We start from the raw sequence: 13,333 nt of genomic DNA, 5'->3' as shown, positions 1-13,333 counted from the left end.
CATGGACAAGTTCATGACCGTCACGGGCGTCGCGCTGCCGTTGCGCCGCTCCAACGTCGACACCGACCAGATCATCCCCGCCGTCTACCTCAAGCGCGTCACCAAGACCGGTTTCGAAGACGCCCTCTTCGCGGCGTGGCGGACCGACCCCGAGTTCGTCCTGAACCGTCCGGAGTACGCACAGGCCAGGATCCTCGTCGCCGGTGCGGACTTCGGCACGGGTTCCTCCCGCGAACACGCCGTCTGGGCGCTGCGCGACTACGGCTTCGACGTCGTGCTCTGCCCCCGGTTCGGCGACATCTTCCGCGGCAATGCCGGCAAGCAGGGTCTGCTGGCCGCACAGATCACCGAGGACGACGCGCAGAGGCTCTGGAGCATCATCGAGGCCGACCCGGGAATAGAACTCACCGTCGATCTGGTTGCGCGTACAGCACGCGTCGGCGATTTCACCGTCCCGTTCCAGGTCGACGACTACACCCGTTGGCGCCTGCTCGAAGGCCTCGACGACATTGGCCTGACCCTGCGTGATGAAGCGCGGATCGCAGAATTCGAATCCCATCGGGAGCCGTGGCGGCCCCGTACTCTTCCAGCAAGGCAGGTAAGTTTGTGAGCACCATCAGCGAGATCGCCCAGAACCGTGAAGACGCAGCCGTGAAGGCGCAGCTTCTCGAAGACGAACAAAACCGTGAGAACGCGCAGAGCTGGGGGGCCGCTGTGGGGCTGCAAGGCGACAAGATCACGATTCGCGGCGGAATCCCGCTGATCGGCAGGATCGAACTCAAGGGCGCGAAGAACCTGGTCACCAAGGCCATGGTCGCCTCCCTGCTCGGCGAGAGCCCGAGCATCCTGAAGAACGTGCCTAACATCAGCGACGTGCGCATCGTGCGCGAGCTGCTCGCGGTGCACGGGGTCAAGGTCACGGACGGCCCTGAGCCCGGCGAACTGCTGCTCGACCCCGTCGACGTCGAGAGCGCGCACTTCGCCGCGATCGACGCGCACGCCGGGTCCTCCCGCATCCCGATCCTCTTCTGCGGGCCTCTCCTGCACCGCCTCGGCGAGGCGTTCATCCCCGACCTCGGCGGATGCCGCATCGGCGACCGGCCGATCGACTTCCACCTCGAGGTGCTGCGCAAGTTCGGCGCCGTCGTCGACAAGCAGCCCAACGGCATCCGGATGTCCGCCCCGAACGGGCTGCACGGCGCCAAGGTCTCCCTTCCGTACCCGAGCGTCGGCGCGACCGAGCAGGTCCTGCTCACGGCCGTGCGCGCGGAGGGCATCACCGAGCTCAAGGGCGCGGCGATCGAGCCCGAGATCATGGACCTGATCAACATCCTGCAGAAGATGGGTGCGATCATCACGGTCGACACCGACCGGGTGATCCGCATCGAGGGCGTCGAACGCCTCGAGGGCTTCAATCACCGGGCCCTCTTCGACCGGAACGAGGCCGCGAGCTGGGCGGCCGCTGCGCTCGCGACCGACGGAGACATCTTCGTCGGCGGCGCCCGCCAGTCCGAGATGCTGACCTTCCTCAACGTGTTCCGCAAGGTCGGAGGCGCCTTCGAGATCCACGACGACGGCATCCGCTTCTATCACCCGGGAGGTGACCTCAAGCCCGTCGTCATCGAAACCGATGTGCACCCCGGCTTCATGACCGACTGGCAGCAGCCGCTCGTGATCGCCCTCACTCACGCCCATGGCGTGTCGATCGTGCACGAGACCGTCTACGAGCAGCGGTTCGGCTTCGTCGACGCCCTCGTGGAGATGGGCGCGACGATCCAGATCCACCGCGAGTGCCTCGGCGGCCACCCGTGCCGCTTCGGGCAGCGCAACTTCAACCACTCCGCTGTCATCGCGGGCCCGACGAAGCTGCACGGCGCCGACATCGAGGTTCCCGACCTGCGCGGCGGCTTCAGCCACCTGATCGCGGCGCTCACCGCCGAGGGCACCTCGACGGTCAGCAATGTCGGAATCATCAGCCGCGGCTACGAAAACTTCATCACCAAGCTGCGGCTGTTGGGGGCGGACTTCGATCTCGAAGGATAATGGCTCTGTGCCAGTCAACGGAGCAAGCCCGTCATCCGAACCGTCCGTCGAACCTGATCAGTCAGCGAAAGCGGTGAGGGTGCGCAAGGAGACCTTGCAACCCTCCGTGTTCTGGATCCTCGCGACGATCGTGCTACCCGCGGTCAACCTTGCGGTGCGCTATCGAGTGACGGACGCCCGCAAGCTCCCGCAGACCGGGGCATTCGTGCTGTCTCCTAATCACTTCAGCGAGATCGACCCGATCGTCGTCGGTGCACTCGCGTGGAAGCTCGGGCGTGCCCCCCGGTTCATGGCGAAGGCATCCGTCTTCAAGATCCCGGTACTCGGCTGGCTGCTGCGCAAGTCCGGCCAGATCCCCGTCGAACGCGGTGGAGTCGCGCGCGGCAACGAGCCCGTCAAGGCCGCCAGACGGCTCGTCGAACGCGGCCAGATGGTCATCGTGTACCCGGAAGGGTCGCTCACCCGCGACCCCGAGCTCTGGCCGATGCGCGGGAAGACCGGTGCCGTGCGGATCGCGCTCGAGCAGGGCATCCCGATCGTGCCGATCGCCCACTGGGGCACCCAGGACCTGATGCCGCGGTATTCGAAACGGATCAGCCCGTTTCCCCGAAAGACCATCCACGTGAAGATCGGCGATCCGCTGTCCTTCGACGAGTTCAAGGGACGCGGCCTCGACACGGCGACCCTGAACGAGGCGACGGCCATCCTGATGGATGCCATCACCGGGCTCCTCGAGGACCTCCGCGGCGAGAAGGCCCCGGCGAAGCGCTGGAACCCCTCCGAGCACGACCAGAAGGAGACCGGCCGTTTTGAAGGCTAAACAACGGCAGGGTGTCCCTGCCGGAACGCGCGTCGCCGTGCTCGGAGCCGGAAGCTGGGGCACGACCTTCGCCAAGATCCTGAGCGACGGCGGCGCCGACGTCGTGCTCTGGGCGCGTCGGCCGGAACTCGCCCGCGAGATCACTGAGGGCCGGAGGAACAGCGACTACCTTCCGGGAATCAATCTCCCGATCGGACTGCGCGCGACCCCGCACCTCGACCAGGCCCTCGCCGGAGCCGAACAGGTCTTCATCTCGGTGCCGAGCCAGTCGCTGCGGGAGAACCTGGTCCTGATGGAGCCGTTCCTCGAGCCCGACGCGATCCTGGTGTCGCTCATGAAGGGCGTCGAACGCGGCTCCGGCCAGCGGATGAGCCAGATCATCGAAGAGATGCTGCCCATCGACCCGCACCACATCGCCGCGATCTCCGGACCCAACCTCGCACTCGAAATCGCGAGGGAACAGCCGACGGCCGCCGTCGTGTCCTCCACGAGCCTCGAAACCGCCCAGGCCGTCGCGATCCTCGCGACCAACAGCTACTTCCGCTCCTACGTCAACACCGACGTGATCGGCACCGAATTCGGCGGTGTGCTGAAGAACCTCATCGCCGTCGCGATCGGCATCGTCGACGGTGTCGGCTACGGCGAGAACACCAAGGCCTCGATCATCACCCGCGGCCTCGTCGAGATGACCGACTTCGCCGTGGCATACGGCGCCCAGCCGGAGACGCTCGCCGGCCTCGCCGGCCTCGGTGACCTCATCGCCACCTGCCAGTCCCCGCTCTCCCGCAACAACACGGCCGGGCGACTCCTCGGCCAGGGCTACAGCATCGCGGACGTCGTCAAGCAGATGCAGCAGACCACGGAAGGCCTCGCATCCGTCGGCCCGATCCTCGACCTCGCCCGGGCGAAGGGGGTCGACATGCCCATCGTCGAACAGGTGCGGCAGGTGCTGGCCGGTACGCTGAAACCGCGGGATATCGCCCCACACCTCACGACGGATTCGGCGGAACCGCAGGGCGAAAGGACAATTGATGACGGACAAGCTCACGGTAGCGCTGCTCTTTGGGGGTCGGTCAAGCGAACACTCGATCAGCTGCGCCACGGCCGGCGGAGTCCTGGCGGCAATTGACCGGTCGCGCTACGACGTGATCCCGATCGGGATCACCCGCGACGGGGCGTTCGTGCTCGAAGCGGATGACCCAGCGCACTTCGCGCTCGGATCCTCGGCTGCCGAACTGCCCGTCGTCACCGACAACGGCACCCGGGTGCAGTGGCCGGAATCGGCGCTGGACCGCACGCTCCGCGTCGTCGACGTTCCCGGCGGCCCCGCCCGCTCCCTCGGCACTGTCGACCTCGTCTTCCCGATCCTGCACGGCCCCTACGGCGAAGACGGCACCATCCAGGGCCTGCTGGAGCTACTCGGGCTGCCGTTCGTCGGCTCCGGCGTGCTCGCCTCGGCCCTCGGCATGGACAAGCACTTCACCAAGACCGTCTTCCAGCAGGCATCGCTCCCGGTGGCACCGTGGCGCACGATCACCGCGGCCGACTGGGCGGAGGCGCCGGGGATGGCGTATGCGGCGCTCGCTGAACTGGGGCTGCCGGCGTTCGTCAAGCCGGCCCGCGCCGGGTCGAGCGTCGGTGTGAGCCGGGTCACCGACCCCGCCGAGCTGGTCCGTGCCATGGAGACCGCCCTCGCGGAGGACGACAAGGTACTGATCGAGGCCGGTCTCGTGGGGCGTGAACTCGAGGTGGCGGTGCTGCAAGGCCGTCCGGGGGAGCCGTCGCGGGCATCCGTCGCCGGAGAGGTGCTCGTCACCGGGCGCGACTTCTACGACTTCGACGCCAAGTATCTGGGAGCGGCGGGCATCGAACTGGTCTGTCCCGCAGCCCTGGAACCGGCGGAACTCGTCGAGATGCAGCGGATGGCGATCCGGGCGTTCGACGCGATCGACGGCGCCGGACTGGCGCGGGTCGACTTCTTCCTCACCGACACGGGCTGGGTGATCAACGAGATCAACACCATGCCCGGCTTCACGCCGATCTCGATGTTCCCGACCTGCTGGCTGCAGAGCGGCTACACCTACCCGGCGCTCATCGACGAACTGATCTCGGTCGCCCTCGCTCGCCGCGGTGTTCGAACCAATTCGACGGAGATTTTGGTCTAACCGGCCCGAATCCGGTCTCCCGCGTCCTCTTCTCGGCAAAAACTCCGTCGAATTGGTTCGGATCGGGGGTGGGGCACGGATCGCCGGCCCGCGTGCGTCAGGGCGAGGGCTGCCGGCCTACGCAAGGTCGGAGATTTTCGCGACACGCCGTGCCATCCGGCGGCGGATGCCGTGGTTCGCGAAAAACTCCGACCTTGCGGTTCAGCCGGGCGAGGAAACCGCCGGGACTACGGCGCGGGCGTTGCCGTCGGCGCGAGGGTTCCGCCGTCGGTGGGCAGGGTCAGGTCGGCCGCGCCCAGGCACTTGGCCGTCGCCGGGATGACCGCCATCACGGCGGCCAGGTCGACGAGCACGGTCGATCCACTGACGACGCCGGAATCGATGACGACCTCGCTCGCGGGCGTGCGCCCGTAGGTCGTGTACCGGTAGAGCGGAGCGGCGGAGTCGTCTTCGATCCAGTCGATGCCGTTCACGTTGAGGCACGGCAGCGTCGTCGGGGCGGGCACGGCAACACCGCAGTGCAGCAGCACGGCGGCCGGGCTGCCCCACGCACCCGTCGCTTGCGCGTTCGTCTCACGTTCGGCCTGGTCTGCGACGAGGGTCGGCAGGTGCACGACGATGTCCGCGCATCCGGGGTTCACCGCATCGGCCGCGGGCTCGAGGGCGACGCTCGCCGTGCATCCGCTCAGGAGCACGACGCCGGCCAGGGCGAGTGCCACGGTGGCCGGGGTGCGGCGGGAGGTACGGCGGGCAGTCATCGCATTCAGGCTACCGTTTGAAGATGACCACTGCTGCGAAGACCCCTGCCGCGAACTCACCGACGGCCACTGCGGGGGAATCGCGCACTGAGCACGGTGTCGATGTCGGTGTCGGTGCAGGTGCTGCGGCCACCGCCTCGACGGACCCGGGGTCGACGGGCGCCGCGCCGGTGCAGACCCTCGCCGAGCTGAGCGAGGGCCAGGTGCTCGCCCGGATCTTCCCGCGGCTGCCCGACGCCGCGACCCAGCTACTCGGACCCGGCGACGACGCGGCCGTGCTGCGCGCTCCCGACGGACGGTTCGTCGTCACGACCGACATGATGATCCAGGGCCCGGACTTCCGGATGGCCTGGTCGACCCCGCACGACCTCGGCTGGAAGGCCGCGGCGACCAACCTGTCCGACGTCGCCGCGATGGGCGCCCGCCCGACCGCACTCGTGGTCGCGATCGCGGCCCCGCCCTCGACCCCGATCTCGGTGATCGAGGGCATCGCCGACGGACTGCGGGACTGCTGCGAGGCCCTTGCGCCCGGCTGCGGCGTCGTCGGTGGCGACCTGTCCGCCTCGGACGCCCTCACGCTGGCCGTGACGGCCTTCGGCGACCTCGAGGGCCGGGAACCCGTCTTGCGCTCCGGAGCGCGCCCAGGCGACGTCGTGGCCCTTGCCGGGGGGCTCGGTGAGGCCGGAGCCGGCCTCGAACTACTCTTCCGTCACGGCGTCGACGCGAACGGCGTTCCCGATGCCGCTCTCGCGTCGGCGGTCCGGGAACAATACCCGGTCGAGGTGGGTGCCCAGCTGGCGCCGTCACCGCCGATCGACCTCGGCCCTGCCGCCGCCATAGCGGGGGCGACTGCGATGATGGACCTCTCCGACGGTCTCTTCATCGACGCCGGGCGTCTGGCGAAGGCGAGCGGCGTCGGTATCGACTTCGCCGCCGACGCTCTCGGCGACAGTATCGGCCTCGCGCTCGGCGGCGGTGAGGACCACGGCCTCCTCGCGACCTTCCCGGCCGACGCTGTGGTGCCGGAGGGCTTCCGGGTCATCGGCACGGCGACGGATGCCGCGGGCGCGGTCCTCGTGGACGGCCGCACGCATGAGCAGGGCGGCTGGGACCCGTACCGGGGCTGGGACGGGGCCCTCGGCTGATGCTGCACAGGGGCTGGACGCCCGAGACTCGCCCCTGACGCCGAGTGTCGCCGCTCGAACGGCGACGGTCGGCGCGAACGGCGACACTCCACGCGGCTGCGGCGGTAGGGCGGCGGCTAGTTGTCGGCGAGCACCGGGGCGGCGTACCAGACGGTCGTGTCTCCGTAGTCCTTGCGGCGCTCGGCGGCGAGACCCGGGCCCCAGAACGGCTCGGGGGAGCGGGAGCTGCGCTCGACGACGACGAGCGCGTCCGGGTCGAGCAGGGGGGTCAGCGCGAGCAGGTTGTGCCCGAGTTCGACGTCGGAGAGCTCATACGGCGGGTCGAGGAAGACGAGCTCGAACCCCTCGCCCGTCGCCGCGAGAAAGGACTGCACGGCCTGCGCGGAAACGCGGATCGAGGGACCGTCCTTCTTCGGGGCGGCCTTGAGCACCGCGTCGGTGTTCTTCCGGCACATCTGCGCGGCCCCGTAGCTGTTCTCGACGAGAGTCACGATCCGGGCACCCCGACTCGCGGCTTCGAGCCCGAGAGAACCGGAGCCCGCGTAGAGGTCGAGCACCCGGGCGCCCATGATGACATCGCGGGCGTCGAGGGCGGAGAAGATCGCCTCCCGCACCCGGTCGCTCGTGGGCCGCGTGCCTGACTTGGGAACGGCGAGGGGCTGGGAACCGGCGAACCCGGAGATGATGCGCGTCATGTCCGTTCGAGCCTAGCCGGACCGGAGTGTCGGCGGCCGCGCCTACGATCGAAGCATGACGGATGCGACCGCGGCGGCCGGTGTGAAGTTCATCGGTGCCCTGACCCTGGATACCCCACTCACGGCAATCCGCCCCGTGACGCCTGCCGAGGCGAAATCGCTCGCCAAAGCGTTCGACATGCGTACGGTCGGCGACCTGCTCAGCCATTACCCCCGCCGCTACGCCAGGCGCGGCGAGCTCAGCGCGATCAGCGAACTGCCGCTCGACGAGCAGGTCACGATCTTCGCCGAGGTGCGCTCGGTCTCCACCCACGAGATGAAGACCCGTAAGGGCTCGATCACGACCGTCAAGATCTCCGACGGCCGCGGCATCCTCACCCTCACGTTCTTCAACCAGGCCTGGCGCGAGAAGTTGCTCGTACCGGGCACCCGCGGCATGTTCACCGGCAAAGTGACCTCGTTCAAGAGCCAGCTGCAGCTGGCGCATCCGCACTACAAGCTCTTCGTCGCCGGGAGTGACGAGGAACAGGAACATGAGATCCCCACGGAAGGCGAGGCCTGGCTCGTCGAGCCCGTCCCGGTCTACCCGGCGACCGCCGCGGTCACGAGCTGGGACTTCCAGACGATCGTCGGAAAGGTACTCAAGCATCTCGGCCCTGTCGAGGACCCGCTCCCGCCCGCGCTCCGCGCCGAACGCGGCCTGCTCCCGCACCGCACGGCGCTCGAGCTCATCCATCAACCCGTCGTCGACGCCGACTGGATCAGGTCCCGCGACACCCTCCGCTTCACCGAGGCGTTCGTTCTGCAGAGCGCGCTCGTGCAGTCGCGCAACGCCGCCAGGGCGACCCAGTCGACCGCCCGTGTGCCCGTCTCCGGCGGGTACCTCGAGCGCTTCGACGCCCGACTGCCGTTCACCCTCACGGCTGATCAACAGACGGTCGGGGCCGAGATCGCGAGGGACCTTGCCGACACCGCTCCGATGAACCGGCTCCTGCAGGGCGAGGTCGGCTCCGGCAAGACGCTCGTCGCGCTGCGGGCGATGCTCGCCGTGGCCGATACCGGGGGACAGGCCGCCCTGCTCGCTCCGACCGAGGTGCTCGCCGCCCAGCACCTGCGGTCGATCGTGCAGATCCTCGGCCCCGACCTGGCCGCCGAACTGGTGCCCGTGCTGCTGACCGGCAAACTACCCGTCGCCCTCCGCAGGAAGGCGCTGCTGCGGGCGGTGTCCGGCCAGGCCAGGATCGTGATCGGCACGCATGCCCTGCTGGCCGAATCGGTGTCATTCTTCGACCTCGGACTCGTCGTCATCGACGAACAGCACCGCTTCGGCGTCGACCAGAGGGAGGCCCTTCGCCTCAAGGGCGCGGTGCCCCCGCACCTCCTGGTGCTGACCGCGACGCCGATCCCGCGCACGGTCGCTATGACGGTCTTCGGCGACCTCGACGTGTCGACGATCGCCATGCTCCCGGCCGGCAGGCAGGGCATCCAGACCTACGTGGTGGCACTCGCCGAAAAGCCGCAGACCTTCTCGCGCGTCTGGACCAGGCTGGCCGAGGAGCTCGCTCTCGGCCGTCAGGGTTTTGTCGTGTGCCCTGCGATCGCGCCGAAAGAACTCGAAGAGGGCGAGGAGATCGATCAGGCGACGGATGCCGGCGCGTCCGACCCGACGCTGGCCACACCCCCGGAATCCGTCGAGGTCGTGCTCGAGAGGCTGCGAGCCCGGCCGGAGCTCGATGGGGCCAGGATCGAGCCGCTGCACGGCCGGATGACCGCGGACCAGAAAGACCAGACGATGGTCGCCTTCGCCGCGGGGGAGATCGACGTGCTCGTCGCGACGACGGTGATCGAGGTCGGCGTCGACGTACCGAACGCCTCGGTGATGGTGGTGCTCGACGCCGACAGGTTCGGGGTCTCGCAGCTGCACCAGTTGCGCGGCCGCGTCGGCCGCGGCGGAGTCCCTGGACTCTGCCTGCTCGTCACTCGCGCGGAAATCGACTCGCTCGCACGGTCGCGGGTCGAGGCCGTTGCCGCAACCCTCGACGGCTTCGAGCTCGCCGAAATCGACCTCGAGCTGCGCAGGGAGGGAGATGTGCTCGGCAGCACACAGTCCGGCGGGCGCTCGTCGCTGCGTCTGCTGCGGGTCGCGACCGATGGTGAGCTCATCCTGGAGGCGCGCACCCACGCACAGGAGCTCGCGGCGCAGGACCCCCTGCTTGAGAGCGTGCCGGCCCTGCGGGATGCGGTGCGCAGACGTCTCGACGACGCGGAGCGTGCCTCGCTCACCAAGGGCTGAACGGCCTCGGCGAACGAGCGCCCGACCAGCGGAATCGTGACTCGTCGGCGTGCCTTCGGACGCCTGGCGACCCGCGAAGTGGGGGTGAATGCCGACCTATCCCGAGCCGCGAGCGCGGTGCTACGGTGCCTCAACAATCCAACAGGTCCTTCCCCCGGCCGCCGCACCCGTGCGATCGGAAACAGTTTGGGTGTCAATCCGAGCTCGGAGAACCGCTTCAGCTACAAGAATGCCGTCCGCCGGGAATCGTCGGCCACACGGCACTGGAACGCGCCCGGCGCGCGCACTCGCCCACCATTCGATTCCCGACGCCCGAACGGAAGTTGACATGACCCAGTCCGATCCCGCATACCCGAGCGACACACTGCGAGTCGCCACGCGCAATCCCCGGTGGCGGAAGCTGAGGTGGCGCGCCTTCGGCACCGTGTCTGTCATGCTCCTGTCGCTGGGATCGGTTCTCGGAACGGCCTTCCCGTCCCAGGCCGCGACGACCGACCCCGTGACGGTCGTCAGCCTCACCTTCGACGACGGCAACGCCGACCAGAGTGACGCCGTGTCGATCCTCGACGCAGCCGGACTCAAGGGAACCTTCTTCATCACGACCGGCTGGATCGGCGCATCCAAATATCTGACCGTCCCGCAACTGACGGCGATGGCAGCAAGCGGACACGAGATCGGGGGCCACACCGTGAGCCACCCCGACCTGACCACCCTGCCCGCCGCCGAGGTGACCAAGCAGATCTGCCAGGGCCGGAATACCCTCGACGCCTGGGGATTCAAGACGGCGACGAACTTCGCGTATCCCTTCGCGGCGGCGACTCCCGCCGTCGCGGCGGCTGTGAGTGCGTGCGGCTTCAACAGCGGCCGCATGCTCGGAGACGTCGGCGGCACCACCGGCGTGTTCGCCGAGACGATTCCGCCGGCCAACGCGCTCCAGACCCGGGCTCCCGAGGAAGTCGACTCGACCTGGACCCTCCCCACCCTGCAGAAGACCGTGACGGATGCCGAGACCCACGGCGGCGGCTGGGTCCAGCTGACCTTCCATCACGTGTGCGACACCGCGCCGGGGGTGTGCGACCCGCTGAACCTGACCATCACGCCCACTCTCTTCCAGCAGTTCGTCGACTGGCTCAAGGTCCGCACGCCCACATCCGCAGGATCGAGCACCAACACGATCGTCAAGACTGTTCAGGATGTCCTGGGCGGAACAGGAAAGCCGTTGGTCGCGTCCACGAACAGCTTCCGGGCGGCTCCGGCCGCCGGTGAGAACGGCGTGCTGAACCCCAGCCTCGAGACGGCGAGCACGGTTGTGCCGCCGGCCGGGACCACGCTGCCACCGGAGTGCTGGCAGCAGGGCGGGTTCGGAGTGAGTACCGCGACCTTCACGACGCTCACCACAGCCGCAGAGGCGCATACCGGTACAAAAGCAGAACAGCTCGTGGTGACGGGCCTGACGAGCGGCGATGCGAAACTCGCCCTGATGCAGGACCTCGGCACATGTGCACCGACGGCGACCCCCGGTCACACCTACTCCCTGAGAGCCTGGTACAAATCGACCGTGCCCACCCAATTCGACCTCTACTTCCGCAATGCGGACGGTGGCTGGATCTACCAGACATCGGGCCCGTTGTACAACGCGGCGACCGCGTACACCCAGGTGGCCTGGACGACTCCGGTCGTGCCTGCCGGCGTCACCGGGATCAGCTTCGGACTCAACCTGATCAGCAACGGCACGCTGGTGACCGATGACTATGCCCTGTACGACACCGTCGGGGCCCCTGCGACCCTGGTGACGCCGGCCGTCCCGACCATCACCGGCGTTGCCGCGGTCCGCCAGGTGCTCACCGCCGTCCCAGGAGCCTGGACTCCGGTCCCGATCGTCTTCACCTACCAGTGGTCGGTCGGAGGTGTCGCCGTTCCCGGTGCAACCGCAGAGACGTACACACCCGCGCTCGCGGACCAGGGGAAGACCGTCACCGTGACCGTCACCGGCACGGCGGCCGGCCTTCCGGCCGTCTCCGCGACGAGCGTGGCGAGTGCGGCAATAGCCGCACCCGCCGCAGCGACGGCGACGCGGTTGTGGGGCCAGGATGCCTATGGCACGTCGGCCGCGATCTCCGCGGGCACGTTCCCGACGCCGGGTGTCCCGGTCGCGTACGTCGCGACGGGTGAGACCTACCAGGACGCTCTCTCCGGTGCCGGTGCTGCCGGGGTGAACAAGGGTCCGGTGCTCCTCGTTCAGCCCAACGGCATTCCAGGTGTCATCGCGGCGGAGCTGGCGCGGTTGAAGCCGGCTCGGATCGTGGTGCTCGGCGGCAATCTGGCTGTCTCGGACGGTGTCTTCGCGAGCCTCTCCGGGGTTGCTCCGACGACGCGGTTGTGGGGCCAGGATGCCTACGGCACGTCGGCCGCGATCTCCGCGGGCACGTTCCCGACGCCGGGTGTCCCGGTGGTCTATCTCGCGACCGGGGCGACGTACCAGGACGCGTTGTCCGGGGCCGGTGCTGCCGGCGTGAACCAGGGTCCGGTGCTCCTCGTCCAGCCCAACGGTATTCCGGGCGTCATCGCGGCGGAACTCGCCCGGTTGAAGCCGGCCCGGATCGTCATCCTCGGCGGAAACCTCGCGGTTTCCGACGCGGTCATGGCCCAGTCGCTGGCCCTCGTCGGCTAGAGCGCGTACGAAGGCCGGGCGGGAGACCCCGCCCGGCCTTTCGCGCGCGCTGTCGGCCGACGGATATGGCCTCCCAGCAGGGCGAATGCCGAGAGTGTTCCGCTCGGGGAGGCGCGAGGCGTGCTCGCGCGTTAGGGTATTGCGTATGCGCAGGATCGCCGTTGTCCCTGGATCATTCGACCCCGTCACACTGGGTCACCTCGACGTCATCGAACGGGCGGCGGGCCTCTTCGACGAAGTGCACGTGCTCGTCGTGCACAATCCAGGCAAGACGGCACTCCTGCCGATCAGCCAGCGGGTCTCCCTGCTGCAGCGCGCCATCGCCGACGCCGGCCTGCCGGACACGATCACCGTCGCGTCCTGGAGCATGGGACTGCTCGTCGACTACTGCCTCGAAGTCGGTGCGAGCGTGCTTATCAAGGGCATCCGCTCCCAGGTCGACGTCGCATACGAGACTCCGATGGCGATCGTGAACCGCAACCTCGCGGGCGTCGAAACCATCTTCATGCTGCCTGACCCGGCGAATGCCCACGTTTCCAGCTCCCTCGTGCGCCAGGTCGCCGCGCTCGGCGGCGACATCTCCCCGTACGTGCCCCGCGTCGTCGCGGAGTACCTGCAGAAGGCGCCCGTGTGAGCGTCCCGCCTGCTGGCGCGACAACGGATGCCCCATCGGGCGTCCCGACGCAGCGCGCCACGGGCATCCACTCGGCACCGGAAACCGGGCCAGGGACCGACGCCGGACC

General features: G+C 68.7%; 11 protein-coding genes. 9 read left to right on the top strand and 2 right to left on the bottom strand.

Annotated features, from left to right (window positions below; all coding sequences use genetic code 11):
• Window position 1 precedes the first annotated feature (1 nt).
• The 5 genes from leuD to E3O44_RS03240 all read left to right on the top strand — a co-directional run bounded on the left by leuD (window position 2) and on the right by E3O44_RS03240 (window position 5,028).
• Complete coding sequence (leuD, locus tag E3O44_RS03260; RefSeq protein WP_134532411.1) at window positions 2–610, top strand: 3-isopropylmalate dehydratase small subunit; 609 nt, start codon at window positions 2–4, stop codon at window positions 608–610.
• A gap of 104 nt (window positions 611–714) precedes the next feature.
• Window positions 715–2,043 (top strand): UDP-N-acetylglucosamine 1-carboxyvinyltransferase, encoded by a 1,329-nt coding sequence (gene murA, locus E3O44_RS03255; protein ID WP_134532999.1) that lies wholly within the window; start codon window positions 715–717, stop codon window positions 2,041–2,043.
• 79 nt (window positions 2,044–2,122) lie between these two features.
• Window positions 2,123–2,863 carry a lysophospholipid acyltransferase family protein gene (locus tag E3O44_RS03250; RefSeq protein ID WP_241975986.1) on the top strand — a complete coding sequence of 247 codons (741 nt, stop codon included), beginning with the start codon at window positions 2,123–2,125 and terminating at the stop codon, window positions 2,861–2,863.
• 37 nt (window positions 2,864–2,900) lie between these two features.
• Entirely contained in the window at window positions 2,901–3,992 is a 1,092-nt protein-coding gene (locus E3O44_RS03245) for an NAD(P)H-dependent glycerol-3-phosphate dehydrogenase (RefSeq protein WP_241975984.1), read from the top strand.
• Window positions 3,895–5,028, top strand: coding sequence for a D-alanine--D-alanine ligase family protein (locus tag E3O44_RS03240; protein WP_134532406.1), 1,134 nt, complete (start codon window positions 3,895–3,897; stop codon window positions 5,026–5,028). The genes E3O44_RS03245 and E3O44_RS03240 overlap by 98 nt, the downstream gene beginning before the upstream one ends.
• A gap of 227 nt (window positions 5,029–5,255) precedes the next feature.
• Here E3O44_RS03240 and E3O44_RS03235 read toward each other — a convergent pair whose 3' ends face one another.
• The gene (locus tag E3O44_RS03235) at window positions 5,256–5,786 is read right to left on the bottom strand and encodes a DUF3515 family protein (protein WP_134532404.1); all 531 of its coding nucleotides are present in this window, start codon (window positions 5,784–5,786) and stop codon (window positions 5,256–5,258) included.
• 23 nt (window positions 5,787–5,809) lie between these two features.
• Between E3O44_RS03235 and thiL the strand changes: the two genes are divergently transcribed.
• Window positions 5,810–6,931 (top strand): thiamine-phosphate kinase, encoded by a 1,122-nt coding sequence (thiL, locus tag E3O44_RS03230; RefSeq protein WP_134532402.1) that lies wholly within the window; start codon window positions 5,810–5,812, stop codon window positions 6,929–6,931.
• A 116-nt stretch (window positions 6,932–7,047) separates the two neighbouring features.
• Here the strand turns inward: thiL and rsmD are convergent, their stop codons facing one another.
• The gene (gene rsmD, locus E3O44_RS03225) at window positions 7,048–7,626 is read right to left on the bottom strand and encodes a 16S rRNA (guanine(966)-N(2))-methyltransferase RsmD (protein WP_134532400.1); all 579 of its coding nucleotides are present in this window, start codon (window positions 7,624–7,626) and stop codon (window positions 7,048–7,050) included.
• Between the two features lie 55 nt (window positions 7,627–7,681).
• Here rsmD and E3O44_RS03220 point away from each other — a divergent pair, with 55 nt between their 5' ends.
• From E3O44_RS03220 to coaD, 3 genes are all read left to right on the top strand, one after another.
• Window positions 7,682–9,919, top strand: a complete 2,238-nt coding sequence (locus E3O44_RS03220) for an ATP-dependent DNA helicase RecG (RefSeq protein ID WP_134532398.1) — start codon at window positions 7,682–7,684, stop codon at window positions 9,917–9,919.
• A gap of 328 nt (window positions 9,920–10,247) precedes the next feature.
• The gene (locus E3O44_RS03215; RefSeq protein ID WP_166792517.1) at window positions 10,248–12,590 is read left to right on the top strand and encodes a cell wall-binding repeat-containing protein; all 2,343 of its coding nucleotides are present in this window, start codon (window positions 10,248–10,250) and stop codon (window positions 12,588–12,590) included.
• A gap of 145 nt (window positions 12,591–12,735) precedes the next feature.
• Complete coding sequence (coaD, locus tag E3O44_RS03210) at window positions 12,736–13,224, top strand: pantetheine-phosphate adenylyltransferase (RefSeq protein WP_134532394.1); 489 nt, start codon at window positions 12,736–12,738, stop codon at window positions 13,222–13,224.
• Window positions 13,225–13,333 lie beyond the last annotated feature (109 nt).

The sequence above is a fragment of the Cryobacterium algoricola genome (assembly GCF_004402485.1).
GTDB classification, from domain to species: Bacteria; Actinomycetota; Actinomycetes; order Actinomycetales; family Microbacteriaceae; genus Cryobacterium; species Cryobacterium algoricola.
The sequence above is the reverse complement of the archived record's forward strand: the minus strand, read 5'-3'. Positions and strand labels throughout refer to the sequence as shown.

What these genes read in the sequence shown, in the direction of transcription:
- leuD (WP_134532411.1), top strand. Translation starts at nt 2, where the DNA reads ATGGACAAGTTCATGACCGTCACGGGCGTCGCGCTGCCGTTGCGCCGC.
- E3O44_RS03240 (WP_134532406.1), top strand. Translation starts at nt 3,895, where the DNA reads ATGACGGACAAGCTCACGGTAGCGCTGCTCTTTGGGGGTCGGTCAAGC.
- E3O44_RS03235 (WP_134532404.1), bottom strand. Translation starts at nt 5,786, where the DNA reads ATGACTGCCCGCCGTACCTCCCGCCGCACCCCGGCCACCGTGGCACTC.
- thiL (WP_134532402.1), top strand. Translation starts at nt 5,810, where the DNA reads ATGACCACTGCTGCGAAGACCCCTGCCGCGAACTCACCGACGGCCACT.
- rsmD (WP_134532400.1), bottom strand. Translation starts at nt 7,626, where the DNA reads ATGACGCGCATCATCTCCGGGTTCGCCGGTTCCCAGCCCCTCGCCGTT.
- E3O44_RS03220 (WP_134532398.1), top strand. Translation starts at nt 7,682, where the DNA reads ATGACGGATGCGACCGCGGCGGCCGGTGTGAAGTTCATCGGTGCCCTG.
- E3O44_RS03215 (WP_166792517.1), top strand. Translation starts at nt 10,248, where the DNA reads ATGACCCAGTCCGATCCCGCATACCCGAGCGACACACTGCGAGTCGCC.
- coaD (WP_134532394.1), top strand. Translation starts at nt 12,736, where the DNA reads ATGCGCAGGATCGCCGTTGTCCCTGGATCATTCGACCCCGTCACACTG.